Source organism: Streptomyces hyaluromycini (assembly GCF_002217755.1).
Lineage (GTDB): Bacteria > Actinomycetota > Actinomycetes > Streptomycetales > Streptomycetaceae > Streptomyces > Streptomyces hyaluromycini.
Window position 1 is genome coordinate 1,198,351 of the sequence record NZ_BCFL01000016.1, and the last position, 25,984, is coordinate 1,224,334.

A 25,984-nucleotide genomic window follows, 5' to 3' on the forward strand; every position below is an offset into this window, starting at 1 on the left:
TGGCGTTCGGCATTCACGGTTCGGCCCAGGCGCACGGCACTCGGTCACGACGCGGGCCGCTCCCCGATGGTCGGTCCCATCCCAGCGCGCCAGTCACGGCCCGTGGATCACATTACCGGGCACGCCGGGCCCGAGGGCCGTGGCGTCCACCAGTCGGGCAGGAGCAGAGGGTAGGAAAGGGGGCATTCCCACCGCGTCCCCTGGAGTCGCCGTGACCACTGCGGAAGCCCTCATCGCCGCCGCCGACGCGCACAGCGCGCACAACTACCACCCGCTGCCGGTGGTGATCGCGACGGCCGACGGCGCCTGGATGACGGACGTCGGGGGCCGCCGGTACCTGGACTTCCTGGCCGGCTACTCGGCGCTGAACTTCGGGCACGGCCACCCGCGTCTGGTCGCCGCGGCGAAGGCGCAGCTGGAGCGGGTGACACTGACGTCCCGGGCCTTCCACCACGACCGGTTCGCCGCGTTCTGCACCCAGCTGGCCGAGCTGTGCGGGATGGAGATGGTGCTGCCGATGAACACGGGGGTGGAGGCCGTGGAGACGGCGGTGAAGACCGCCCGGAAGTGGGGGTACCGGGTCAAGGGCGTACCGGCGGAGATGGCGAAGGTCGTGGTGGCGGGCGGGAACTTCCACGGGCGTACGACGACCGTGATCAGCTTCTCCACGGATCCGGAGGCGCGGGCGGACTTCGGGCCGTACACCCCGGGGTTCGAGATCGTGCCGTACGGCGACCTGACCGCGATGCGCGGCGCGGTGACCGAGAACACCGTCGCGGTGCTGCTGGAGCCGATCCAGGGCGAGTCGGGGGTCATCGTGCCGCCGGCGGGCTATCTGGCGGGGGTTCGGGAGCTGACCCGGGAGCGGAACGTGCTGTTCGTCGCCGACGAGATCCAGTCGGGGCTGGGCCGGACCGGACGGACGTTCGCGTGCGAGCACGAGGGGGTCGTACCGGATGTGTACGTGCTCGGGAAGGCGCTCGGGGGCGGGGTGCTGCCGGTGTCGGCGGTGGTGGCGAGCGCGGAGGTGCTCGGGGTGTTCCGGCCCGGGGAGCACGGCTCGACCTTCGGGGGGAATCCACTGGCCTGCGCGGTGGCACTGGAGGTGATCGCGATGCTGCGGACCGGGGAGTTCCAGGAGCGGGCGGCCGAGCTGGGGGAGCTGCTGCACCGGCGGCTGGCGGAGATGACCGGGAGCGGGCAGGTGACGGCGGTGCGGGGGCGGGGGCTGTGGGCGGGGGTGGACGTGGATCCGGAGGTGGGGTCGGGGCGGGCGGTCTCGGAGCGGCTGATGGAGCGGGGGGTGCTGGTGAAGGACACGCACGGGGTGACGGTGCGGGTGGCTCCGCCGCTGGTGGTGGAGGAGGAGGATCTGGAGTGGGGGGTGGAGCAGTTGTGGGAGGTGCTGAGCGCGTAGCGGGCGGACCGGTGCGTAGTCGGCTGCGGGCCGGTGGGTGCCGTCGGGGTGGCGGGTGAGGGGGTAGATCAGCCCCTGCTCCTCGACGGTCCGCTGCCAGTCGGGGCGGGGTTCGGTCGTACGGCGTTCCACGGCGCGGTCAGCCGCCGGAGCTGCCGTGGCCGCCGCCGAAGCCGCCCCGCTTGACGCTGTGGCCACCACCGGCGGAGCCGCCCGAACCGCTGCGCGGCTTGGTGAAGGAGCCGCCGCCGACCCAGCCGCCCTTCTTCTTGCCGCCGTAGTAGTAGCCCGCATTGACGGCGGACTTGACGGAGGTGCAGTTCTTGTCGGAGACGACCTGGTAGCCCTTGGCGGCGGTGTAGCTGTCGCGGTCGACGCAGCGCTTGTCGGGGTCGGAGGAGCAGGCGGTCAGGGCGGCGGCCAGCAGGCCCATACCGCCGAGGACGACCGTGCCCGAGCGCAGTTGCCGGCGTGCGTCTGCCATGTTCGCGCTCCCCCGTGCGGTGCGATGTCCGGCGACAGCTTAGACGAGCGGTTTCGAGCCACCGCCGGAAGCCGCCGACTTGTCATGTCCAGGTAAGAAAATCATGTGAAGCCGCGGGGATCCTGTCGGCGCACCGCGTCCCGCCGGTACCGTCCAGCTGTCCTCAGGTGAACGATCAACTTCGGACTCTACGCGCGCAGAACAAGTCCTACCCCGCAGAACCGCGTTTCTCTCTACGCGCGCAGAACGACTCGTGACGCACCACCCGCACCGCCATCCCTCTCGCACCCCCCACCGATGGAGGAATGACAGATGCCCGGCTTCGCCATCCCGCGCCGCAAACTCACCACGGCCCTGGCCGTGCTCGGCCTGCTCACCGCCGGTGCCGCCGTCCAGGCCACCAGCGCCGCGACCCCCGCCCACGCGGCCACCACCTACAAGGTCCTGTTCGACGACGGCCACGCCGAGGAGGCCGGCAACGCGGACTGGATCATCTCCACCAGCAAGCCCGACCCGCTCTCCCAGAACTCCTCCCCGTCCTCCGACAAGGACTGGACGGGCGCGCTGTCGTCGTGGGGCATCGCCCTGCAGAAGACCGGCAACTACAGCCTGAAGACCGCGACCAGTGCCCTCACCTACGGGGGTTCGTCGACCACCGACCTGTCGAAGTTCAACGCGCTCGTGCTGCCGGAGCCGAACACGCTGTTCACGACCGCCGAGAAGACCGCGATCATGAACTTCGTGAAGGCCGGCGGCGGGCTGTTCATGATCTCCGACCACACCGGGGCCGACCGCAACAGCGACGGGTACGACGCGGTCGAGATCCTCAACGACCTGATGACCAACAACAGCGTGGACTCGACCGACCCGTTCGGCTTCTCCATCGACTCGCTGAACATCAGCTCCGGCTACCCGGCCGCCATCAGCGACAGCAGCAACGCGGTGCTGCACGGCGGCTTCGGAACCGTCACCAAGAGCCTGATCGCCAACGGGACGACGGCGACGCTCAAGCCCTCCGACAACTCCGCCGTCAAGGGCCTGGTGTACCGCAGCGGTTACTCCGGGAACACCGGAGCCTTCTTCCTGACGTCGACGTTCGGCAGCGGGCGGGTCGCGTTCTGGGGCGACAGCTCCCCGATCGACGACGGCACCGGCCAGTCCGGCAACACGCTGTACGACGGCTGGAACGACACCGGCGCCACCAACGCCGCCCTCGCCCTCAACGCCACCGCCTGGCTGGCCGGCGCGAGCTGACGTCCGAGAGGGCCGAGGGGCCCACGGGCACGGGGGCACGGGGGCACAAAGGGAAGGAGCGGGTCCGGGGTCGCCCCGGGCCCGCTTCTCTTACTCCCCTCCCGATCACCGCATGCTCCCCTCGCCTACAGTCCCTTTGTGCTCTTCGGAATGGTGTGTGCCCTCGCGGCCGCGATCTGCTTCGGTACGGCGACGGTCCTGCAGGCGATGGCCGCGCGCGCGGCCGGTGACGGCGCCGGCGGGGAGGCCGCGCTGCTGCTGCGGGCCGTGCGGCAGTGGCGGTATGTCGTCGGGCTGGGGCTGGACGGGCTCGGGTTCGTGTTCCAGATCCTCGCGCTGCGGTCGCTCCCCATCTACGCGGTGAGCGCGGCCCTGGCGTCGAGCCTCGCCGTGACGGCGGTGGTCGCGGCGCGGCTGCTGCGGGTGCGGCTGAGCGGGATGGAGTGGGCCGCGGTGGGAGTGGTGTGCGCGGGGCTCGCGATGCTGGGGCTGGCGTCGGGGCCGGAGGGGGACCGGGCCGGGACCATGACGTTGAAGTGGGTGATGCTGGGGACGGCCGTGGGGGTACTGCTCCTCGGCCTGGCCGGCGGGCGGCTGACCGGGAGGGGGCGGGCGCTGGTCCTGGGCCTCGGGGCGGGGTTCGGGTTCGGGGTGGTGGAGGTGTCGGTGCGGCTGATCGACACGCTGCGGCCGGCCGAGCTGCTCGCCAACCCCGCGACCTATGCGCTGCTGATCGGGGGCGGCGGCGCCTTCATGCTGCTGACCTCGGCCCTCCAGCGGGGCTCGGTGACCACGGCGACGGCCGGCATGGTCATCGGCGAGACGCTCGGCCCGGCGGCGGTGGGGGTGGTGTGGCTCGGGGACCGCACGCGCGAAGGGCTGGCCTGGCTCGCGGTGCTCGGTTTCGCGGTGGCGGTGGCGGGGGCGCTGGCGCTGGGCCGGTTCGGGGAGGCGCCGGTCACGGCCGAGGAAGGGTGAGCGGTCGGCCGCGTCCAGGCCGCCGGGGCGTCAGTCGGCCACGGCGTCACGGGTGCGCTGGTAGTGGCGTCTCGCCTTCATGCGGTTGCCGCACACGGCCATCGAACACCAGCGGGCCTTGTTGGTCCTGCTGCGGTCGACGAGGAACAGCCGGCACTCCGGGTTGGCGCACGGCCGCAGCCGGCCGGGCATCGTCTCCTGCACCGCGCTCCACGCCATGATCGCCGCCGCCGCCATCCGGCGTTCCGCGGGTGCGTCCAGCTGCCATGAGACCCCCGACGGCGAGAGGCGCGGGCGGGAGACGACGTCTTCCAGCAGCGGCGCCAGCGAAGTGGCGGGCCGGGTACCGCGCACCACCTCCTGAAGGGCGTCGCGAGCGGCCACGAGAGTGCGCAGTTCGGCCGCGGTTCCGCTGCCGCCGTGCGCCCGCTGCCAGGACCGGGCCTCCCCCGGGTCCGCCAGCCGGTCCTCGGCGACGCCGTTGACCACCGGCGTGCTGTTGAGGAGCTCCAGCAGCAACGCCTCCTGCTGGTCCCGCTGTTCGGGGTCGGCCACCGTCACCCCTCCTAACCGTATCGATTCATTTGACAGGTTACACGAGCCGCCTCGCACCTAACCTCTTCACCCGCCTTGACAGGTTAGACACGGCGTGCTCGACTGGATATATAACCGCCCAGGATCGACAGAAGGGTTAGGAAGATGGAGATCGCAGTCCACCACCGCACCGCCACCGTCGACGGCCTGGAGGTCTTCTACCGGGAGGCCGGCGACCCGAAGGCACCCGTGGTCGTCCTCCTGCACGGCTTCCCGACCAGCTCGCACATGTTCCGCGGCCTCGTCCCGGCGCTCGCCGACCGCTATCACGTGATCGCCCCCGACCACATCGGGTTCGGCCAGTCCGCGATGCCCGCCCTGCGGGACTTCCCCTACACCTTCAACGCCCTCACCGACGTCACCTCCGGCCTGCTCCGGCACCTGGCTGTCGACCGGTTCGCCATGTACGTGCAGGACTACGGCGCCCCCATCGGCTGGCGGCTCGCCCTCCGGGCACCGGACCGCGTCAGCGCGATCATCACGCAGAACGGCAACGCCTACGAAGAGGGGTTCGTCAAGCCGTTCTGGACCGCCGTCTTCGCCTACGCCGCGAACCCGGGGCCGGAGACGGAGGCGCCGATGCGGGGCGCGCTGAGCGTCGAGAGCACCCGCTGGCAGTACCTCAACGGAGTCGCCGACCCGACCCTGGTCAGCCCCGACAACTGGGTTCATGACCAGGCACTGCTTGACCGCCCGGGCAACGACGAGGTCCAGCTCGGGCTCTTCCGCGACTACCCCGCCAACGTGGACCTCTACCCGCGGGTCCATCAGTACTTCCGCGACTCCCAGGTCCCGCTGCTGGCGGTCTGGGGCGCGGGCGACGGGATCTTCGGCCCCGAGGGCGCGGAGGCGTTCCGCCAGGACCTGCCCGACGCCGAGATCCACCTCCTCGACACCGGCCACTTCGCCCTGGAGAGCCACCTCGGCACCATCACCGGGCACATCCGCGACTTCCTCGGCCGCGCCCTCGCCTGACACCCGGAGCGCGGCCCCGCCCCCGCGCGCACTCACCCCATGGCCGTCACGATCCCGTCCCACAGCCGGGACCTGGCCTCCAGGGCGACGAGGACGGTCTCGGTGGCCTCGTGCCAGCGCCGGTCGTCGGTGCCGCACAGGTCGGCGACCATCTGGAGGGCCATGGGGGTGTGCTCCTCGCCGTCGACCTCGATGTGGCGGGCGAGGTAGTCCCGGAAGAGCGGGAAGCGGTCGGTGCCCTCCTCCCTGACGACCTGGTCGAACATGTCCGGGATCAGGTCCTCGCGGGAGAAGGCGAAGGCGGCGGCCCGGCAGTGCAGCGGGCGGTCGGCGATGATGCCGAAGGTCGTGCGCACGAACTCGGCCGCCGGGGCGGGGACCCGGGCCACCCGCAGGGCCGCCGGCACGTCGTGGCCCTCGGCGAGAAGCGCGACGAAGGTGTCGACGGGGGCGGTGTCGGCCGCGGCCTCGGTCATGGCCGCGCGGTACAGCTCGAAGTGGCTGGTGAAGCCGCCGTTCAGGGCGTCGCTCTCCTCGACCAGCACGATGTCGTTGATGAGCCGGCGGGCCACCGCGGAGCCGCGGGGCACCCAGGGGACGTCTACGCAGGTCAGCTCCCGCTGGAGCGACTTGAGCAGGGACATGAAGTCCCAGACCGCGAACACGTGGTGGGCCATGAAGGCGGCCAGGCCTTCCCGGTCGGATATTCGCTGGTAAAGCGGGTGCGCGGTCACTTCTTTTCGCGCCGATTCGATCACGGAACGCGCTTGATCGATTGCCTGTCGACCCTCATCGGTCAAATTCCAGACGTACCTCGACATGGCGTCCTCCTTCGTTCTGGGACGGCGATCGTGCAACTTTCACGGCCGACCCGGCAAGCACTTTCCGGAATTACGGAGGAGTTACCAGAAGTAGCCGACGGCAGACCACGGCAAGCCCATAGAAAGCGCTATAAAGAGTTACGATCCGGACACAAAAAACTCGTTGAATCTTTGAACGCGACATGTGTCCATTCCGTAAAGGACACCGTGACCAGTAATCCCGTCACCGTCACCGTGGCCTATCACGTGATGCCGGGTCGCGAGGCCGACTTCCATTCGTGGGGGTGGGCCATGCTGGGCGCGAGCGCCCGCCGGCCGGGGTTCCTCGGTGGCGGCGTCCTAGTCGACCAGGAGGCGGAATGGCATGTCGTGTATCGCTTCGCCACCGAAGACTCTGCGCTGGCCTGGGAGAACTCCCCGGATCGCGGAGAGTGGGAGATCCGCGCGGACGGCATAGCCCGGCCCACCGGACGTCGTAGCGTACGGGGGTCGAAGGCGTGGTTCGACTCGCTGACCGGGCCGCCGCCCGCACCGCCGCCGCCGACCCCGCCGGCGAAATGGAAACTGTGGTTCATCAACATGAGCGCGGTGTTTCCGCCGGTCCTGATGTTCAACCTGATCGTGCTGCCCTATCTCGGCGGCGTCAATCCGCTCATTCGCACTCTGGTGCTCTGCCTCTGCGTGACAGCGCTTGTCACGTGGATTCTCATGCCGCGACTACAGCGTTTCTTCAAGAAATGGCTGTATCCCCCGCTCCAGGCGCTGCGCGGGCGGCACAAACGACGGGCCGCATAGGCCCGGGAACGACCCGAGGGAGGTGGGCGGGTGAAGACCCTGCTCATCGACAATTACGACTCGTACACCTACAACCTGTTCCAGCTGATCGCCGAGGTCAACGGCGAGGAACCGGTGGTGATCCGCAATGACGAGCCGGCGCCGCCCGCTCTCGCGGGGTTCGACAACATGGTGGTGTCTCCGGGGCCGGGGCATCCGGGCGACGGCCGTGACTTCGGCATCAGCGCCCGGATGATCGCCGAGGCCACGGTCCCCGTCCTCGGGGTGTGCCTGGGCCACCAGGGCATCGCGCTCGGGGAGCGGGCCCGGGTGGTGCCCGCCCCGCAGCCGCGGCACGGGCACCTGACCAGGGTGCGGCACGACGGGCGGGACCTCTTCGAGGGGCTGACCCAGGACTTCACCGCCGTCCGCTACCACTCCCTCGCGGTGCAGGAGCCGCTGCCGGCCGCCCTGGAGGCCACCGCCTGGGCCGAGGACGGCGTCCTGATGGGGCTGCGGCACCGCGAACGGCCGCTGTGGGGCGTGCAGTTCCACCCCGAGTCGGTGCTCACCGAGTACGGCCACCGCATGCTGGTGAACTTCCGCAACCTGACCGCCCGCCGGGCCCGCAGAGCACGTACCAAGAACACCGCCGTCCCGCCGGCCGAGGCGGCGATCCCCCGGCCGCGGTCCGCGACGGGCGCGGCGGGCGCGGCCGGGTCCGGGGTCCCGGCTGCCGTCTCCCGTTCGAGGCACCCGGCCCGGACGGCGGGGCCCCGGCCCGGTTCCGGCACCGGCACCGGCACCGGCACGGCGATCCCCCGGCCGCGGCCCGGCGACGTGCCCGCCTACCGCCTGCACACCCGCCAGGTCGCCGGCGCCGTCGACACGGAGGCCGCCTTCACCCGCCTCTTCGCCGCCTCGCCCCGCGCGTTCTGGCTGGACAGCTCCCTCGTCGAGGAGGGCCGCTCGCGCTTCTCCTTCCTGGGCGACGACAGCGGCCCGCTCGCCGAGTTCGTGCGGTACGACGTCACGGCCGGACGGTGTGCGGTCGAGCGGGCCGGACGGCCGGCGCGCAAGGTGTCCGCGAGCGTCTTCGACTATCTGAAACGGCAGTTGAGCAGCCGCCGGGTGGACGCGGACGGGCTGCCCTTCGACTTCACCGGCGGCTATGTCGGCTACTTCGGCTACGAGACCAAGGCCGACTGCGGCTCCCCGAACCGGCATCGCGCCGAAACCCCGGACGCCTGCTGGCTGTTCGTCGACCGGCTGATCGCCGTGGACCACGAGGAGGACGTCACCTACGCGGTCTGCCTGGCGGAGGACACCCCGCAGGCCGCGCGGGCGGCCGCGGACTGGCTGGCGGACACGCTGGCCCAGCTCAGTTTCCTGGCACCGGCCGCGCCCCGGCAGGCCCCGCCCGCCGCCGGGGAGCCGGACCTGGAGGCCGCCGAGCCGTGGCTGGTGCGCGACCGGGCCGCCTACCTCGCCGACATCGAGACCTGCGGGCGGGAGCTGCGGGCCGGCACCAGCTACGAGGTCTGCCTGACCGACGCGGCCCGGCTGCCCGCCCCGCCCGACCCGTACGCCTTCTACCGGGAGCTGCGCCGCGTCAACCCGGCGCCGTACGCGGCCTTCCTGCGCTTCGGCGACCTGGACGTGGCCGGTTCCTCGCCGGAGCGGTTCCTGCGGATCACCCGGGACGGGGTGGCCGAGGCGAGGCCCGTCAAGGGGACCGCGCCGCGCGGGGCGACGCCGTTCGAGGACGAGCGGCTGCGGGACGCGCTGGCGACGGACGCCAAGACCCGTGCCGAGAACCTGATGATCGTCGACCTGCTCCGCAACGACCTGGGCCGGGTCTGCCGTACCGGAACCGTCCGGGTCCCCCGCCTCATGGCCACCGAGTCGTACGCGACCGTGCACCAGCTGGTCTCCACCGTGACCGGGCGGCTGCGGGCCGGGACGGACGCCGTGGACTGCGTGCGCGCCTGCTTCCCGGGCGGGTCGATGACCGGCGCCCCGAAGCTGCGCACGATGGAGATCATCGACACGCTGGAGACCGAGGCCCGGGGCGTGTACTCGGGGGCGCTCGGCTACCTCGGGTGCAGCGGCGGCGCGGACCTGAACATCGTCATCCGTACGGCCGTGATCGCGGGCGGCCGGATGCAGCTGGGCGCGGGCGGGGCGATCGTCCTGGACTCCGACCCGGCCGCCGAGTACGACGAGATGCTCCTGAAGACGGCCGCGCAGATGCGGGCCCTGCGGGGGCACACGGCGCCGGCCGCGGCGGACGCCGTTGAGGAGGCCGCCCGATGACCCAGGCACCCGCCCTCACCGCCACCGCCAACCTCGCCTCCCGTGTCGCCGACCTCTCCGGGCGGCACGGCTGGCAGGACCGTCCCGCCTTCCACCAGGGCCACCGCGCCTGGACCCACGGCGAGGTGCACGACCTCGGGGCGCGGGCCGCCACCGTCCTCGCCGCGCAGGGGGTGGCCCCCGGCGACCGGGTGGTGCTCGCGCTGCCGGACGGGATCGCCTGGGTGGTGGCCTTTCTCGCGGTCGCCCGGCTCGGTGCCGTGGCCGTCCTGGTCAACCCCGAACTGCCCGCGGCCGACCACGCGTTCATGGCCGCCGACACGGAGGCGGTGCTCTGCCTGACGGGACCGGGCGTGGAGGACCGTTTCGCCAACCGTCCCCGGCTCGGCGCCGACCAGTTCCTCGCACTCGCCCCGGCCGCGGAACCGGCGCCCGCGCACCCGGTCGACGCGGACAGCCCGCTGTATGTCCAGTACACGTCCGGCACCACCGGCCGCCCCAAGGGTGTCGTCCACACCCACGCCCACCCGGCCGCGTACCACGACCTGATCGGGCGGCGGCTGCTCGGCGTCACCCCGGACGACGTCACCCTGTCGGTGTCCAAGCTGTACTTCGCCTACGGCTTCGGGAACGCGTTCGTCTTCCCGCTGTTCTCGGGGTCGAGCGCGGTCCTGGTGGACCGGCGCCCGGCGCCCGCCGCCGTGGACGAGCTGGTCGCCCGGCACCGGGTGACCCTGCTGTACTCGGTGCCGTCCGCGTACGCGGCGCTGGTCGCCGACCGGGGCACCGGGCACCGGGCGTGCTTCGCCTCGGTACGGGCCGCCGTGTCGGCGGGCGAGGGCCTGCCGGACGGGCTCGGGGAGCGGGTCACCGAGCTGCTGGGCGCGCCGGTCCTTGAGCAGATCGGCTCCACCGAGGCCGGGCACGCCTTCTGCGCCAACAGCCTCGGCCACCACCACCCCGGTACCGTCGGCCGTCCCGTCCCCGGCTTCGAGGTGGAGCTGCGCGACCGTGACGGGCGTCCGGTGCCGGACGGCCACGAGGGCGAGCTGTGGGTGCGCGGGCCGACGGTGACGCCCGGCTACCTCAACCGGCCCGAGGAGACCGCGCGCACCCTGGTCGGCGGCTGGCTGAACACCCGTGACCGGGCGGTCCGCGAACCCGACGGCGCCTACCGGCATCTGGGCCGCACCGACGACCTGGAGATGGTCGGCGGGATCACCGTCTCCCCGCTGGAGGTGGAGGCCGTGCTGCGCACCCATCCGGCGGTGCGCGAGGTCGCGGTGGCGGCGGTCCCGGACGCGACCGGCACCGGGCGGCTGCGGGCCTTCGTCGTCCCCGCCGCCACCCCGGCGCCGACCGGGCTCCAGGACGAGCTGCTGGCGCTGGCCCGGGAGCACCTGGCGGCCTTCAAGGTCCCCCGCAGCGTCAGCCTCCTGCCCTCCCTGCCCCGCACCCCGACCGGGAAGCTCCGCCGCCATCTGGTCCGCCGGGGCGCGTGGTGACCCCGGCCCCGACCGACCCGACTGAAAGGAACGTCCCCATGCAGGAGTCCCTCATCGGCGACCGCGGGTTCTACCTCGGCCCGCTCTTCCGGCGGGCGGCCGACCGGCACGGCGGGGTGTTCGTCACCCTGGACCGGCCCCTGGACACCCACCCGGACCTCGGCGTCCGCCTCAGCTACCCGGAACTGGCCGACGCGGTCGAGGAGTTGTCGGCACGGCTGTGGGCAGCCGGGGTGCGGCCCGCCGAGCAGGTCGTCGTGCACAAGACCGACAACGTCGACATCGTGCTGCTGACCTGCGCGGTCTCCCGGATCGGCGCGGTGCCCGTGCTGCTCTCCCCCGCGCTGGCCGGCGAGACGATCGGCAAGCTGCTCACCAGACTGCAGCAGCCGTGGCTGGTCACGGACGGGGCGAAACTGGCGGACCTGGAGGTCAGAGGCCTGGTCCGGCAGACGCTCACCGTGGACAGCGTGCCCGGCGTGGTGTCCCTGACCGAGCACACTGGTGCCAAGGTCCCGCCGGCGATCCGGCTGCACCCGCGCGAACCCGCCCTGATCACCCACAGCTCCGGCACCACCGGCGTCCCCAAACTCGCCGTGCACTGCCCGCAGACCATGTGGAACCGCCTGGTCCCGCAGCAGGCGATGGGCCGGCCCACCCGCGGCGAGGTCGCGGCCCTGCACATGTCCTTCGTGCACTCCCGCTTCTACCACCTGCTCGGCGTGCTGCTGCACTACGGCAGCCCGCTGCTGCTGATCACCGACCCGGACCCGGCGAAGGTCGGCCCGATGCTGGCCCGGCACCGCCCCGGCATCGTCGAGACCCACCCCAACACCTTCGTGCTCTGGGAGGAACTGGCCGAAGCGCCCGGCGCCCCGCTGTCGCGCGTGAAGTCGTACGGCTCGACGTTCGACGCCATCCACCCGCGCACGGTACGACGGCTGCTCGACGCCTCGAAGCGCCGCAGCCCGTGGCTGCTCCAGTTGTACGGGCAGAGCGAGACCGGGCCGGTCGCCTTCCAGTGGTTCACGCGGCGGAGCGTGGCCCGCGCCGACGGGCGGCGGGTCGGCATCGGGATCCCCGGCTTCACCCGCGTGCGGGTCACCGGCCCCGACGGCCTGCCGGCCGCGCCCGGCACCCCCGGCCGGATCGAGGCCCGCACCCGGGGCCGCATCCTCACCTACCTCGGCGCCCGCGAGCAGTACGAGCGGCAGCTGGACGGCGAGTGGTGGCAGATGGGCGACATGGGGTACCGGAACCGGCTGGGCGCGCTGTACCTGATCGACCGGGAGATCGACCGGATCGACTCCGTGCACAGCAACCTGGAGGTCGAGGACACCCTCATGGACCGGCTGGAGGAGCTGCGTGAGGTGGTCATCGTGCCGGGCGCGGACCGGGAGCCGGTCCCGGTGGTGTGCGTGCGCGGGGAACGGCCGCTGGACCCGGAGCGCTGGCGGCAGGCGACCGCCGACCTGCCCGCGATGGCGGAGCCCCGGCAGTGGCGGTTCGAGGAGCTGCCGATGACGGCGACCTGGAAGGTGAAGCGGGTGGAGATCACCCGGATGCTGGCGGCGGGTGTCCGCGCGTGACCCCGGTCGTCGTGGTCGGCGCCGGTCCTGTGGGCCTGTCGGCGGCGCTCGCGCTGCGGGCGCACGGACTGCCGGTGCTGCTCCTCGAAGCCGACCCCGAGGACCGCGAACGGCCGGGCAGCCGGGCCCTGTTCGTGCACCGCGAGACCCTCGCGCTGCTCGACGGGATGCGGCCGGGACTCGCCGAGCAGATCACCTCGTACGGCCGGACCTGGCACACCCGACGGACCCTGTACCGGGGGCGGGAGGTGTACTCCCGCACCTTTCCGCCCCCGTCCGGCCGGCCGCCCTTCACCAGCCTGCGCCAGGTGGACACCGAACGGTTCCTGCGGGAGGCGTGCGCGGCGGCGGGCGTGGAGTTCGCGTGGAACGCGCGCGTGATCGGCGTCCGCACCACCGCCACGGACGTGTCGCTGAGCTGCGCGGACGGCCGGGAGCTGACGTGCGGGTACGTGATCGCGGCGGACGGCGCCCGGTCCGCCGTCCGGGCCGGGCTCGGCATCCCCATGGAGGGCACGCACGGCGAGGGCTTCCACGTGGTCGTCGACGTGGCGGACCGGCCGGGCGCCGAACTGCCCCTCGAACGGGTCTTCCACTACGAGCACCCCGCCGTCGGCGGCCGCACCGTGCTGCGGGTGCCGTTCACCGGGGGCTTCCAGGTGGACCTCCAGTGCCACGCGGACGACCGGACGGAGGAGTACGGCACCGAGGACGCCGTCCGCCGCTGGCTGCCCGGGGTGGTGGGCGAGGGGTATGCGGACCGGATCCTGTGGGTGTCGACGTACCGCTTCCTGCGCAAGGTCGCGGCCTCCTTCACCGACCCGCACCGGCGGGTGCTGCTCGCCGGGGAGGCCGCGCATCTGTTCCCGCCCTTCGGGGCGCGGGGCATGAACAGCGGAATCGCCGACGCGGCAGCGGCGGCAGATGCGGTCGCGGCAGCGGCGGCAGATGCGGTCGCGGCAGCGGCGGCAGATGCGGTCGCGCAGGGCACGGTGGCGGACTTCGCGGCGGTACGGCGGGCCGCCGCGCTTTTCAACAGCGAGGCGGCGGGGGCCGCCCTGGACCATCTGCGGCCCCGGCGGCGGATCGTACGGCTGCGGCAGCGCGCGGCGGCGGCGCTGGCACCGGTCCTGCCGTCCTGCGGATCCTGGCTGGAGCACGCGCCGTACGGACCGCGGGGCGGGGCACCGGCGCTGGCGGGCCGGAAATACTGAGCGCGGCGAGGGAGAAGGAGGAGTCATGACACCACCGGCCGTGGCCGAAGGCCTGCTGACGTGGTCGCCGCGTGCCGGGCTGCGGCCCGTCGCGGACGCGGACGAACCGCTGCTGGTCGCGGACTCCTGGCTGGTGCGGGACGGCAGGGTGCGCGGCCTGGACCGGCACCGGGACCGCTTCGTGCGGTCCTGCGGCGAGTGCGACGGGCCGCCGGCGTACCAGCTGCTGGAGTTCTGGCGGGACATGACGGCCGCGCTGCCCCGCACCGGCGAGTGGTTCCCCCGCGTCGAGCTCACGCCCCACCACGTGAGGTTGCGGCTGCGGCACGCGCCGCCGCTCGGCTCGGAGGTCGAGGTCTGGGCGGTCGGCCAGCCCGACCCGCGTATCCTGCCCCGCCGCAAGGGCCCCGACCTGGACACCCTGGCCCGGCTGCGGGCGCGGGCGGTCGAGGCGGGGGCCCAGGAGGCGGTGCTGGTGGGGCCGTCCGGAGTGGTCCTTGAGGCGGCCACCACGAGCGTCCTCTGGTGGGAGAACGACACCCTGTGCCTGCCACCGCCTCGGCTGCCGGTGCTCCCCGGGGTGACCCTCGCCCTGATCCAGGAGCGCGCGGAGCGCACCGGCATCCGCGTAGCCCACCGCGAACGGACCCTCGCCGAACTGGCGGACCGCGAGGTGTGGCTGGTGAACTCCCTGCACGGGCTCAGACCGGTGACGCGTTGGGTGGGAGGGCCGACGGGGATCGGCGCGGCGGCACGGGCGCCGGAGTGGCGGGAGTGGCTGGACGGGGAGGCACTGGAGCCTCTGGAGAGAAGCGGCTGAGTAGCGCCCCTTCTTTTAGGGGCGCGGGGCTGTATCGATATGCGGCTCCGCCGCGTGGGCGCGACCAGCCCCCACGCACCCGCAGCCGAAAAACTACCGGCCCAACGCAACGCCAATCAAAACCGGCCCGGCATTATTTCGCCGGGCCGGACATGAGGTTTCTTCTTTTCGGCCCGCCCCTTAATTCCGCTTGGGCTGATAAGCCCCCGGCACCATCCGCGTCGCAATGGCGATCCGGTTGTACGCGTTGATGACGGTCGCCGCCCAGACGAGCGCCGCCAGCTGGGCCTCGTCGAAGACCCCGGCGGCCTCCGCGTAGACGTCGTCCGGTACGTGACCGTCGGCGACAAGGGTGACCGCCTCGGTCAACGCCAGTGCGGCACGCTCCCGTTCGGTGAAGAAGGGGGTCTCCCGCCACGCGTTCAGGGCGTAGATGCGCTGCTCGGTCTCGCCCTGCGCGCGAGCGTCCTTCGTGTGCATGTCGAGGCAGAACGCGCAGCCGTTCAGCTGGGAGGCGCGTATTCTGACGAGTTCGAGGATTTCCGGTTCGACCTTGGCGTCCTGGGCCGCGGCGACGGCGGCGGCATGCAGGGAACCCATGGCCGAGGAGACGTCCGGGGTGATTTTCTTGAGGGCCACGCGGGAAATCTGATCGCCATTGCTCATAAGAAGACTCTAGCCTCCGTAATTGAATTACGGGGGCCGATCACGGGAGCCGTTGCCGGGGAATTCAGGCGACGCCGGTCACAGCCGGGTCGGACAGCACCGCGCACAGGATGTCCAGCGCTCCCGACCAGGCGTGGTCGGGCGGGGTGCCGTAGCCGAGGACGAGGGCGTCCGGGGCCTCGACGGCGGCCTCGGGGTGGCGGTGACGCGGGACGAGTCCCTCGACGGCGAGGCCTCGGGCCTCGGCGGCGCGGATCACCCGGCGTTGGGTACCGGGCGGCAGCCGCAGCACAACGTGCAGGCCCGCCGCGATGCCGGTGACCCGGATCGCCGGGGCGCGCTCGGCGAGGGCCCGGACGAGGGCGTCCCGGCGCCGCCGGTAGCGGGAGCGGGCCGCGCGGACGTGGCGGTCGTAGGCGCCGGAGACGATGAACTCGGCCAGCGTCAGCTGGTCCAGCGCCCCGCAGGTGTCCACGCCGCCCTTGGCCGCCGTGACCTCCCGGGCCACGGCCGGCGGCAGCACCATCCAGGCCAGCCGCAGCCCCGGCGCCAGGGACTTGCTGGCGGTGCCCAGGTAGACCACCTCGTCGGGGGCGAGGCCCTGGAGGGCGCCGACGGGCCGGCGGTCGTAGCGGAACTCGCCGTCGTAGTCGTCCTCCAGGACCAGGCCGCCGGTGCGCCGCGCCCACTCCACGACGGCCGCCCGCCGGTCGTGGTGCAGCGGTACGCCCATCGGGAACTGGTGGGAGGGGGTCAGCAGTACGGCGGCCGACCCCTGGGTCAACTCCCGGGTGTCCGTGCCGAGTTCGTCGAAGGGCAGCGGGACCTGGCGGAGACCGGCCGCCGTCAGCAGCTGCCAGTGCTCGTCGAGGCCGTACGACTCCACGGCGACCGTGTCCGCCCCGCGGTCCCGCAGCAGCCGGCCGAGCAGGCTCAGGCCGTGTGCGAACCCGGCGCAGATCACGATGCGTTCGGGGTCGGCGCGGACCCCCCGGGCGCGGGCGAGGTAGGCGGCGAGCGCGGTGCGCAGTTCGGCGCGGCCGCGTGGATCGCCGTAGCCGAAGGCCTCGTTGGGTGCGGCGGTGAGGGCGCGGCGGGCGGCCCTGAGCCACTCGGTGCGCGGGAAGGCGGAGACGTCGGGGAAGCCGGCCCGCAGGTCGTAGGCGGGCCGGTGGGCGGACGTACCCGCGGGGGTCTCCGCCTGCCGCACCGGCACCACGCCCGTCGCGACCCGGGTGCCGGAGCCCTGCCGGGCGGTGAGCCAGCCCTCGGCGACCAGGTCGGCATAGGCGTCGGCGACGGTGTTGCGGGCGATGGCCAGGTCGGCGGCGAGCGAGCGGGAGGAGGGCAGCCGGGTGCCGGGGAGCAGCCGGCCGCTGCGCACGGCCTCGCGCAGGGCGTCGGTCAGGCCCCGGCGCAGGCCCGGACCGGCGGCCGGCTCCAGGTGGAGATCGATGCCCAGAGTGGCCCGGGCAGCCCGAGTGGCCCACGTTTTCTCCATGGAAATGGACCATACCCCTGGGCTGCCTGGCACCTAGTGTCGGCATCATGAGCAATCAGGAAAACGCCGAGTACGCCCCCGAGCACACCCCCCGCCTCCCCTGGGCCCAGCACGCGCCCGAGGTCTACAAGGCGATGGTCCGGTTGGACGGGGCCGCTCGTAAGGGGCTGGACGCCAAGCTGTTCGAGCTGGTGAAGATCCGCGCCTCGCAGCTCAACCACTGTGCGTACTGCCTCGACATGCACACCAAGGACGCGCTCGCGGCGGGCGAGAGCATCCAGCGCATCGTTCAGCTCAGCGCGTGGGAGGAGTCGAAGCACTTCTACACCGAGCAGGAGATCGCGGCGATCGAGCTGACCGAGGCGGTCACCGTGCTGACCGACGGCTTCGTGCCGGACGAGGTCTACGAGCGGGCCGCCAAGCAGTTCGACGAGGTGCAGCTGACGCAGCTGATCGCCTCGATCATCGTGATCAACTCCTGGAACCGGTTCGCCGTGACGACCCGGATGGTCCCCGGGCACTACACGCCGGGGCAGCACGGGTGAGCAAGGCCGACGCCTTCCGGGCCCTGCATCACGGGCGCCCGCCCGGTGACCCTCTGGTCCTGCCCGGCCCGTGGGACGCGGCGAGCGCCCGGGCCCTGGTGGCGGCCGGTTTCCCGGCGCTGGCGACGCCCAGCGCCGGGGTCGCGGCGAGTCTGGGGTACGCGGACGGCGAGACCCCGGCGGCGGAGATGTTCGCGGCGGTCGCGCGGATCACGCGGGCCGTTGAGGTGCCGGTGTCCGCGGACGTGGAGGACGGCTACGGGCTGGCGCCGAAGGAGCTGGTCGAGCGGCTGCTGGAGGCCGGGGCGGTCGGCTGCAACCTGGAGGACTCCGCCGGGGGCGTCCTCAAGGACCCGCACGAGCACGCCGAGTGGCTCGCCGAGGTCCGTTCGGCGGCCGGTGACCGGCTCTTCCTCAACGCCCGCGTCGACACCTTCGCACGCGGGGTCGCCGACCCCGACCGGACGATCGAGCGGGCCGCGCTGTACGTGGCGGCCGGCGCCGACTGCGTCTACCCGATCGAGGCCCCGACCGCCGTACTCCCCCTCCTCCGCTCCGGTGTCGAGGGCCCGCTGAACATGTACGCCCGCCCGGACGGCGCGAGCCCCGCGCCCGCCGAGCTCGGCGAACTCGGCGCCACGAGGATCACGTTCGGCCCGGGACTGCTGCGGCTGGCACTGCGGTCGGTCCAACAGGTACTGGCCTAGGATCCAGCAGGTCCTGGTCCAGCAGGTCCTGGTCCAGCAGGTCCTGGTCCAGCAGGTCCTGGTCCAGCAGGTCCTGGTCCAGGAGGGCCTGGCCTAGGAGAGCCACTTCTTCCACACCGACGGATGGCTCTCCACCCACGTCTTCGCGGCCTCCTGAGGGCTCAGCTTCCGGTCGGCGATCAGCAGGGAGACCTGGTCCTGGTCCTCGGTCGTCCACCGGAACTTCTTCAGGAAGGCCGCGGCCCGGCCGCCGCTGTGCGCGAAGCCGGTGTTGAGGTACTTCTGCAGCGGGGTGTGCGGATAGGCGCAGGCGACCTTGCCCGCGTCGGCGTCGCAGCCCTCCTGGTACGCCGGGAGCCGCACCTCCGTCATGGGCACCTTCTTGAACAGCCACTGCGGCGCGTACCAGTACGTCAGGAAGGGCTTCTTCTCCTTGGCGAACTGCTTGATCTGGGTGATCTGGGCGGCCTCGGAACCGGCGAAGACGACCTGGTAGTCCAGCTTCAGGTTGCTGACCAGCGCCTTGTCGTTGGTGACGTACGACGGCGAGCCGTCGAGCAGCTGCCCCTTGCCGCCGCTCTCCGCGGTGCGGAAGAGGGAGGCGTACTTGTTCAGGTTCTTCCAGTCCGTGATGTCCGGGTGCTGCCTGACGAGATAGGTCGGCACGAACCACCCGATGTGCCCGGTGACCCCGAGGTCCCCCGCGCGGCTGATGGTCTTCTTCTCCTCGACGTACCGCTTCTCCTGGTCCGGGTGCCCCCAGTCCTCCAGGATCGCGTCGACGCGTCCCTGGCTGAGCGCGTCCCACGCGGGTACCTCGTCGACCTGCACGGTGTCGACGCGATAGCCCAGCTTGTGCTCCAGGATGTACTGGGCGACGGCGACATCGGACTGCGCGCCGACCCAGGACTGCACGGACAGGGTCACGGTCTTCGCCCCCCGCGCGTCGGCGAACGGCGAGGCCTGCTTGGTCATGTCGGCGGCACCGCACCCGGTCGCGAGGACCAGCAGTGCGGAGGCGGCCGTGATCGTGATGCGGCGCATGGTCACGCTCCCTTCCCCGTACGGCGTTCCGTGGGCTGGGTGACCCGGTCGAGCATCAGCCCCAGGCAGACGATGGCGGCACCGGCGACCAGCCCGGTGGCCAGGTCGCCCTGGGCGAGACCGAGGGCGACGTCGTAGCCGAGGGCGCCACCGCCCACCAGCCCGCCGATGATGACGACGGCGAGGACGAGCACCACACCCTGGTTGAGGGCGAGCAGCAGCGCGGGCCGGGCGAGCGGGAGCTGGACCTGCCACAGCTGCTGGCGCCCGGTCGCGCCGAGCGAGCGCGCGGACTCCAGGGCGGCCGGGTCCACCTGGCGCAGCCCCTGCGCGGTGATCCGTACGACGGCCGGCAGCGCGTAGACGACGGCGGCGGCCACGGCGGGCGCCCGGCCGACGCCGAACAACGCGACGACCGGGATCAGGTACACGAACTGCGGCATGGTCTGGAAGACGTCCAGGACGGGCCGCAGCGCGCGCTCTACCCGGTCGCTGCGGGCGGCGGCGACGCCGGTCGCGAAGCCGAGCACGAGCGTCACGGCGACAGCCGCGAGCACCTGGGACAGCGTGTCCAGCGCCGGCTCCCACACCCCCAGCACGCCGATCGCGGCCATCGCGAGGACGGCGGTGAGCGCGGTGCGCCAGGTGCCGATCAGCCAGGCCAGGGCGGCGACGACCAGCAGCACCGCCCACCAGGGCAGCCACTGCAGCCCGTCCCGGAGAGGGTCGAGGACCCAGGTGGTGAAGTGCCCCGCCCAGTCCGCCGTACCGCCGACGACCGGCACGCCCGAGTACAGGTGGGCGGTCATCCAGTCGACGGCGCGGTTGACCGGTTCGGCGAAGTCCAGGGTCCAGGCGGCGGGCCAGTCGAGGCGGCCGAGGAGCCGGGCGGCGAGCGCGACGGCGACGGTGGCGGCGAGGGCGTACAGGAGGCCGACGGGAGCCTGCCGGGTGTCGCCGCGGTCGCCCGCCGCCGCGGTGATGCGGTCCAGGACGACCGCGAGGAGCACGATCGGGATACCGGCGGCGAGGGCCGCGCCGACGTCGACCGAGGCGAGCGCCTGGTAGACGCGGTCGCCGAGGCCGCCGGCGCCGATCACGGAGGCGATGACCGCCATCGACAACGCCATCATGATCGTCTGGTTGAGGCCGAGGAGGAGTTCCCTGCGGGCCAGCGGAAGACGGGCGGTCAGCAGTCGCTGCCGGCTCGTGGCCCCCAACGACTCCACGGCCTCCAGGACTTCGGGGTCGGCGCCGCGCAGGCCGAGGGCGGTGAGCCGGGCCATGGGCGGGGCGGCGTAGACGACGGTGGCGAGGACGGCCGCGGGGACGCCGATGCCGAAGACCAGGACGACGGGGAGGAGGTAGGCGAAGGCGGGCAGCACCTGCATGGTGTCGAGGACCGGGCGCAGGGCGCGGTGCAGCCGGTCGGAGAGACCGGCACCGAGGCCGAGGACGAAACCGACCGCGACGGACGCGAGCACGGCCACGACCATCAGCGCGAGGGTCTGCATCGTCGGCACCCACATGCCGAGGGCACCGCAGGCGAGGAAGGCGGCGGCCGTTGCGACGGCGAGCCTGGTCCCCGCGACGCGATGGGCGACGGCGGCGGCGAGCACGGTGACACCGGGCCAGCCCGCGGCGAGGAGGGCGAGGTAGACGGCGCGGACGGTGAGGACGACGGCGTTGCTGATGTAGCCGAAGAAGTAGAGGAAGAGGGGGTGGGTGTCGCGGTTGTCGATGACCCAGTTGCTGGCGGAGGAGAGGGGGGAGGCGAGGCCGACGGTGAGGTGGTGGGGCCAGGCGGCGGACGCCCCGCGGGAGTTGGCGAGGGGGACGAGGATCGCGGCGGCCACGGCCAGGGTGAGGAGCTTGCGGGCGGCTCGGCTGGTGGGGAGCGCCACTCGACGAGGGCTCGGGACAGTGATCGTTGCCATCAGACGCCCTCCGGACTGGTGCGCGCGGCAGGGGGTTTCACTTGCCCGCGCCCGCGGGGTGCCGCCGCGCCCACCCGTGCCGCCCCAGCGGCACGACTGCCCGCGGCTGAGTCGGTGTCAGCGACGCCCGTGGCTGGGGCGGTGTCGGCGACGCCCGTGGCTCGGGCGGTGTCGGCGACGCCCGTGGCTCGGGCGGTGTCGGCGACGCCCGTGGCTGGGGCGGTGTCGGCGACGCCCGTGGCTCGGGCGGTGTCGGCGACGCCCGTGGCTCGGGCGGTGTCGGCGGCTGGGGTGCCTTCCTGCGAGGGCTGCGCATCCCCACCCAGGGGCGCGGGGAACTGCGCGACCGGCCCACGACCGCCCGCGGCCGAAGGACCGCCCCCGGCTGCGGGACCTTCCAGCGAACGCTGCGCATCCCCACCCAGGGGCGCGGGGAACTGCGCGACCGGCCCACGACCGCCCGCGGCCGAAGGACCGCCCCCGGCTGCGGGACCTTCCAGCGAACGCTGCGCATCCCCACCCAGGGGCGCGGGGAACTGCGCGACCGGCCCACGACCGCCCGCGGCCGAAGTAGCGCCCGTACCCCCCTTCGCCACCACGCCGAGCAGCGTGTCCGCGTCGACCATGCCGACGCACCGGTCGTCCTCCACGACCCGCGCCGGGACACCGGCCGCCGCGACCACGTCGATCGCCTCGGCGACCGTCGCTTCCGGGCTGACCTCGGGACCGGTCTCCCCGATCCCCCCGGGCGCCCGCATGGCGGCGCGGACCGTCAGGACCTGCTCGCGCGGCACGTCCCGGACGAACTCCCGGACGTAGTCGTCGGCCGGGGAGCCGACGATCTCCTCCGGGGTGCCCAGCTGGACCACCCGGCCGTCCCGCATCAGGGCGATGCGGTCGCCGATTTTCAGCGCCTCGGAGAGGTCGTGGGTGATGAAGACCATCGTGCGGCCCTCCTCGCGGTGCAGGCGGACCACCTCATCCTGCATGTCCCGCCGGATCAGCGGATCCAGCGCGCTGAACGGCTCGTCGAAGAGGAGGACCTCGGGGTCGACGGCCAACGCCCGGGCGAGGCCGACACGTTGCCGCTGGCCACCGGACAGCTGGCCGGGGCGGCGCTGCTCCATGCCCTCCAGGCCGACCTTGGCGACGACCTCGGCGGCCCGCGCGCGCCGCTCGGACCTGCGCACGCCCTGGATCTCCAGGCCGTACGCCACGTTGTCGAGCACGGAGCGGTGCGGGAGGAGCCCGAAGTGCTGGAAGACCATCGCGGCCCGGTGCCGGCGCAGCTCCCGCAGCCGGCCCTTGTCCATCGCCCGGACGTCCTCGCCGTCGATGGCGATCCGGCCGGCCGTCGGCTCGATGAGCCGGGTCAGGCAGCGGACCAGGGTCGACTTCCCGGAGCCGGACAGGCCCATCACCACGAAGACCTCGCCCTTGCGGACGTCGAAGGAGACGTCGCGGACCGCGGCCGTGCAGCCGGTGCGGGTGCGGAGTTCGGCCGCGGGCAGGCCGGTCAGTCCGGGGTCCGCCGGGACGCGTTCGGCCTTGGGGCCGAAGACCTTCCACAGGCCGCCGACGGAGAAGACAGGGGTCGTACTACTCATCACGCACCGCCCTTCAGCAGGTCCACGGCTTTCTCGCCGACCATCAGCACCCCGATCATCGGGTTCACCGCCGGCATGGCCGGGAAGACAGAGGCGTCGGCGACCCGGATGCCGTCCAGGCCGCGGATCCGCAACTCCGGGTCCACCACGGCCAGTCGGTCGTCGGCCGCGCCCATCCGGCAGGTGCCCGCCGGGTGGTAGACCGTGTGGGCGACCTTGCGGGCGTACTCGCTGAGCTCGGCGTCGCCGAGGATCTCCGGGCCCGGGCACACCTCGCGCTTCAGCCAGCCCGCCAGCGGCTCGGTCTTCGCGATCTCGCGGGCGATGCGGATGCCGTCGACGAGGGTGCGGCCGTCGTAGTCGTCCTCGTCGGTGAAGTAGCGGAAGTCGAGCGCGGGCTTCACGGACGGGTCGGCGCTGGTCAGGCAGAGGCGGCCGCGGCTGCGGGGCTTGGGGATGTTCGGGGTCATCGAGACGCCGTGCGCGGGGCGTTCGTAGCCGAGGCGCTCGGGGTTGTCCGTGAACGGGACCTGGTAGAAGTGGAACATCAGGTCAGGGCCCGCGTGTGCGGGGTCGCGGTGGACGAAGAGACCCGCGTCGGAGTCCATCGCGGAGTTCTCCGGGATCGGGCCGTGCGTCTCCCAGACGATCACCGACTCGGGGTGGTCGAGGAGGTTCTCGCCGACGCCCGGAAGGTCGTGCGCGACCGGGATGCCGAGGGCTTCGAGGTCCTGGGCCGGGCCTATGCCCGAATGGAGCAGCAGGCGCGGGGAGTCGACGGCGCCGGCGCACAGGACGACCTCGTTCCGGGCCCGTATCAGCAGCTCCTCGCCGTCCTTGGTGCGGACGTGCACGCCCTCGGCGCGGGTGCCGTCCAGCTCCAGCCGGTACGCCCAGGTCTCCAGCAGGATCGTCAGGTTGGGGCGCTCGTCCAGCACCGGGTGGAGGTAGGCCACCGACGCGCTGGACCGCTTGTTGGTCTCGGGGTGGTAGGCGAGGTCGAAGAAGCCGACGCCCTCGGTGAACGGCCTGCGGTTGAAGCCCTCCACGCGCGGGACGCCCAGCGCCTCCTGGGCCGCGTCGACGAAGTCGCGGGCGACGGCGTTCCGGTCCTTCTCGTGGACCGGAACGATGTTGTTGAGGAGGCGGGCGTAGTAGGCCTCCATCGGCACCGCGCCCCAGCCCTTGGCGCCGGCTTCCTCCCACTCGTCCCAGTCGGAGGGCAGCGGCTTGAAGGCGATGAGGGTGTTGTGGCTGGAGCAGCCGCCCAGCACCCGGGCGCGGCTGTGCCGGATGTGGGAGTTGCCGCGCGGCTGTTCGGTGGTCGGGTAGTCGTAGTCCAGCTCGCCGCCGAGCAGGCCCGTCCAGCGGCGCAGGGTGAGGACGTCGTCGCGGCCCACGTCACTGGGCCCGCCCTCGATGACGGCGACGGTGACGTCCGGGTTCTCGGTGAGGCGGGAGGCTATGACGGAACCGGCGGTTCCGCCGCCGATGACGACGTAGTCGTAGGTGTGGTGGGACATGGGGGGGTGCTCCAAAGGGCTTACTGCGAAGGCTTCTCGCGCCGACGGTCGGATGGACTTCGGACGGGCTACGGAGCGGCTCAGCCGGCGAACCAGCGCACCGGCCTCGGCGCGAGGTTCTGGTAGACGTGCTTGGTCTCGCGGTACTCGGCGAGCCCGGCGGGCCCCAGCTCGCGGCCGGTCCCGCTCTTTCCGAAGCCGCCCCACTCCGCCTGCGGGAGGTAGGGGTGGTAGTCGTTGATCCAGACGGTGCCGTGCCGCAGCCGCCCCGCGACCCGGCGGGCCTTCCCGGCATCCGTGCTCCACACCGCGCCGGCGAGGCCGTACTCGGTGTCGTTGGCGAGGGCGACCGCCTCGTCCTCGGTGCGGAACGTCTCGACGGTGAGGACCGGGCCGAAGACCTCCTCGCGTACGGCCCTCATCTCGCGGTGGCACTGGTCGAGGACGGTGGGCTCGTAGAAGTAGCCGGTGGCGGGGCGGTCGGCGGACGGTTCGGGGCGCTTGCCGCCCGCGCGCAGCACCGCACCCTCCGCCAGCGCCGACGCCACGTACGCCTCGACCTTGGCGCGCTGCTGCGCGGAGACGAGCGGGCCGCACTCGACGCCGTCCGCGGTGCCCCGGCCGAGCCGGATCCCGGCCGCCCGGCGGGCGAGTTCGGCGACGAACCGCTCCCGCACCGGCTCCTCGACGATCAGCCGGGCGCCGGCCGAGCAGACCTGGCCGCTGTGGATGAACGCGGCGTTCAGGGCCTGGTCCACGGCGGTGTCGAAGCCCTCCTGCGTGGCGCAGGCGTCGGCGAAGACGACGTTGGGGTTCTTGCCGCCCAGTTCGAGGGCGACCTTCTTGACCGACACGGCGGCCGCCTGCGCCACCTTGACCCCGCTGGCCAGGCCACCGGTGAAGGAGACCAGGTCGACGTCGGGGTGCCCGCAGAGGCGGGCGCCGACGGTGTGGCCGGGGCCGGTGACGAGGTTGGCGGCCCCGGCGGGCAGCCCGGCCTCGGCCAGCAGTCCGATCAGCGCGACCGTCGTCAGCGGGGTCAGCTCGCTCGGCTTGACCACGAACGTGTTGCCGGCCGCGAGCGCCGGGGCGATCTTCCAACTCGCCTGGAGGAGGGGGTAGTTCCAGGGCGTGATCAACGCGCAGACGCCCACCGGTTCGGATACGACGACACTGTGGATGTCGGCCGAGCCCGCGTCGACCACCCGGCCCGCGCCCTCCGCCGCCACCAGGTCGGCGAAGTAGCGGAAGGCGTCGGCGACACAGTCGATGTCGACGCGGCCCTCCTCGGCGGTCTTGCCCGCGTCCCGGCTCTCCAGGAGCCCGAGCTGTTCGCGATCGCGTACGAGGAGGTCGGCCACCCGGCGGAGCAGGGCGGCGCGCTCGGCGACGGGGGTCCGGGGCCAGTCGCCGGTGTCGAAGGCGCGCCGGGCGGCGGCCACCGCCGCCTCCGCGTCCTTCTCGTCGCCCTCGGCGACCACAGCGAAGGGCAGGCCGTCCGCGGGGTCGATGATCTCGCGCGTTGCGCCGGAGGCGGCTGCCAGCCACTCGCCTCCGGCATGAATGGTCGCTCGTGCCGTGCTGTCCGCCATGATCGGTATTGCCTTCCGTTCCTGTTCGGTGCCCCTGGGTGACATACAGGTCACACTCGGGGACTGCCGACGCCTGCCCTCGGCCTCGGATTGCATGCGCAATCGTCGGCCGAAAGTGTGC

At 72.7% G+C, this 25,984-nt stretch carries 20 protein-coding genes, 2 pseudogenes and 1 riboswitch; of the genes and pseudogenes, 12 read left to right on the plus strand and 10 right to left on the minus strand.

What is annotated here, in order from left to right; all coding sequences use genetic code 11:
- Positions 1–16 precede the first annotated feature (16 nt).
- A riboswitch (ZMP/ZTP riboswitch) is annotated at positions 17–107 on the minus strand.
- Positions 108–211: 104 nt separating this feature from the next.
- The gene (gene rocD / locus SSP29_RS05515) at positions 212–1,417 is read left to right on the plus strand and encodes an ornithine--oxo-acid transaminase (protein WP_089099299.1); all 1,206 of its coding nucleotides are present in this window, start codon (positions 212–214) and stop codon (positions 1,415–1,417) included.
- A gap of 139 nt (positions 1,418–1,556) precedes the next feature.
- On the opposite strand, the gene SSP29_RS05520 is transcribed toward rocD, so the two are convergent.
- The gene (locus SSP29_RS05520; protein WP_089099300.1) at positions 1,557–1,901 is read right to left on the minus strand and encodes a hypothetical protein; all 345 of its coding nucleotides are present in this window, start codon (positions 1,899–1,901) and stop codon (positions 1,557–1,559) included.
- 312 nt (positions 1,902–2,213) lie between these two features.
- Here SSP29_RS05520 and SSP29_RS05525 point away from each other — a divergent pair.
- A pseudogene (locus SSP29_RS05525) lies at positions 2,214–3,152 on the plus strand (hydrolase); the annotation flags it as partial.
- A gap of 153 nt (positions 3,153–3,305) precedes the next feature.
- The gene (locus SSP29_RS05530) at positions 3,306–4,133 is read left to right on the plus strand and encodes a DMT family transporter (protein WP_089099302.1); all 828 of its coding nucleotides are present in this window, start codon (positions 3,306–3,308) and stop codon (positions 4,131–4,133) included.
- 30 nt (positions 4,134–4,163) lie between these two features.
- Here SSP29_RS05530 and SSP29_RS05535 read toward each other — a convergent pair whose 3' ends face one another.
- Entirely contained in the window at positions 4,164–4,688 is a 525-nt protein-coding gene (locus SSP29_RS05535; protein WP_245883015.1) for a CGNR zinc finger domain-containing protein, read from the minus strand.
- Positions 4,689–4,832: 144 nt separating this feature from the next.
- Here SSP29_RS05535 and SSP29_RS05540 point away from each other — a divergent pair, with 144 nt between their 5' ends.
- The gene (locus tag SSP29_RS05540) at positions 4,833–5,702 is read left to right on the plus strand and encodes an alpha/beta fold hydrolase (protein ID WP_089099303.1); all 870 of its coding nucleotides are present in this window, start codon (positions 4,833–4,835) and stop codon (positions 5,700–5,702) included.
- Between the two features lie 32 nt (positions 5,703–5,734).
- Here the strand turns inward: SSP29_RS05540 and SSP29_RS05545 are convergent, their stop codons facing one another.
- A complete protein-coding gene (locus SSP29_RS05545; RefSeq protein WP_089099304.1) occupies positions 5,735–6,523 on the minus strand; it encodes a DUF3050 domain-containing protein in 789 nt (262 codons plus the stop codon).
- A gap of 207 nt (positions 6,524–6,730) precedes the next feature.
- Here SSP29_RS05545 and SSP29_RS05550 point away from each other — a divergent pair, with 207 nt between their 5' ends.
- From SSP29_RS05550 to SSP29_RS05575, 6 genes are read left to right on the plus strand one after another with little or no spacing between them, the layout of a single operon-like run.
- Complete coding sequence (locus SSP29_RS05550) at positions 6,731–7,318, plus strand: putative antibiotic biosynthesis monooxygenase (RefSeq protein WP_089099305.1); 588 nt, start codon at positions 6,731–6,733, stop codon at positions 7,316–7,318.
- Positions 7,319–7,348: 30 nt separating this feature from the next.
- A complete protein-coding gene (pabB, locus tag SSP29_RS05555; protein ID WP_089099306.1) occupies positions 7,349–9,613 on the plus strand; it encodes an aminodeoxychorismate synthase component I in 2,265 nt (754 codons plus the stop codon).
- Positions 9,610–11,118, plus strand: coding sequence for a benzoate-CoA ligase family protein (locus tag SSP29_RS05560; RefSeq protein ID WP_089099307.1), 1,509 nt, complete (start codon positions 9,610–9,612; stop codon positions 11,116–11,118). Before pabB ends, SSP29_RS05560 begins: the two co-directional genes overlap by 4 nt.
- A 38-nt stretch (positions 11,119–11,156) precedes the next feature.
- Positions 11,157–12,707, plus strand: a complete 1,551-nt coding sequence (locus SSP29_RS05565) for a class I adenylate-forming enzyme family protein (RefSeq protein ID WP_089099308.1) — start codon at positions 11,157–11,159, stop codon at positions 12,705–12,707.
- Positions 12,704–13,921 (plus strand): FAD-dependent monooxygenase, encoded by a 1,218-nt coding sequence (locus tag SSP29_RS05570; RefSeq protein WP_089099309.1) that lies wholly within the window; start codon positions 12,704–12,706, stop codon positions 13,919–13,921. The genes SSP29_RS05565 and SSP29_RS05570 overlap by 4 nt, the downstream gene beginning before the upstream one ends.
- Before the next feature lie 25 nt (positions 13,922–13,946).
- A complete protein-coding gene (locus SSP29_RS05575) occupies positions 13,947–14,741 on the plus strand; it encodes an aminotransferase class IV (RefSeq protein ID WP_089099310.1) in 795 nt (264 codons plus the stop codon).
- Between the two features lie 180 nt (positions 14,742–14,921).
- On the opposite strand, the gene SSP29_RS05580 is transcribed toward SSP29_RS05575, so the two are convergent.
- Both SSP29_RS05580 and pdxR read right to left on the minus strand, forming a co-directional pair.
- Entirely contained in the window at positions 14,922–15,407 is a 486-nt protein-coding gene (locus tag SSP29_RS05580) for a carboxymuconolactone decarboxylase family protein (protein WP_089099311.1), read from the minus strand.
- A gap of 64 nt (positions 15,408–15,471) precedes the next feature.
- A complete protein-coding gene (gene pdxR / locus SSP29_RS05585; protein WP_089099312.1) occupies positions 15,472–16,908 on the minus strand; it encodes a MocR-like pyridoxine biosynthesis transcription factor PdxR in 1,437 nt (478 codons plus the stop codon).
- Positions 16,909–16,955: 47 nt separating this feature from the next.
- Between pdxR and SSP29_RS05590 the strand changes: the two genes are divergently transcribed.
- Together SSP29_RS05590 and SSP29_RS05595 are read left to right on the plus strand one after the other, a co-directional pair.
- The gene (locus SSP29_RS05590) at positions 16,956–17,453 is read left to right on the plus strand and encodes a carboxymuconolactone decarboxylase family protein (RefSeq protein WP_089099313.1); all 498 of its coding nucleotides are present in this window, start codon (positions 16,956–16,958) and stop codon (positions 17,451–17,453) included.
- Entirely contained in the window at positions 17,450–18,160 is a 711-nt protein-coding gene (locus tag SSP29_RS05595) for an isocitrate lyase/PEP mutase family protein (protein ID WP_089099314.1), read from the plus strand. The genes SSP29_RS05590 and SSP29_RS05595 overlap by 4 nt, the downstream gene beginning before the upstream one ends.
- Positions 18,161–18,253: 93 nt before the next feature.
- On the opposite strand, the gene SSP29_RS05600 is transcribed toward SSP29_RS05595, so the two are convergent.
- The 5 genes and pseudogenes from SSP29_RS05600 to SSP29_RS05620 form a co-directional block, all read right to left on the minus strand.
- Positions 18,254–19,204, minus strand: coding sequence for an ABC transporter substrate-binding protein (locus SSP29_RS05600; protein WP_089099315.1), 951 nt, complete (start codon positions 19,202–19,204; stop codon positions 18,254–18,256).
- Between the two features lie 2 nt (positions 19,205–19,206).
- Entirely contained in the window at positions 19,207–21,141 is a 1,935-nt protein-coding gene (locus SSP29_RS05605) for an ABC transporter permease (RefSeq protein WP_089099316.1), read from the minus strand.
- Positions 21,142–21,698: 557 nt separating this feature from the next.
- Positions 21,699–22,748, minus strand: a pseudogene (locus tag SSP29_RS55045) (quaternary amine ABC transporter ATP-binding protein); the annotation flags it as partial.
- The gene (locus SSP29_RS05615; protein ID WP_089099317.1) at positions 22,748–24,271 is read right to left on the minus strand and encodes a GMC family oxidoreductase; all 1,524 of its coding nucleotides are present in this window, start codon (positions 24,269–24,271) and stop codon (positions 22,748–22,750) included. The pseudogene SSP29_RS55045 and the gene SSP29_RS05615, both read right to left, overlap by 1 nt.
- 80 nt (positions 24,272–24,351) lie before the next feature.
- Complete coding sequence (locus SSP29_RS05620) at positions 24,352–25,863, minus strand: aldehyde dehydrogenase family protein (RefSeq protein ID WP_089099318.1); 1,512 nt, start codon at positions 25,861–25,863, stop codon at positions 24,352–24,354.
- Between the last annotated feature and the right edge of the window lie 121 nt (positions 25,864–25,984).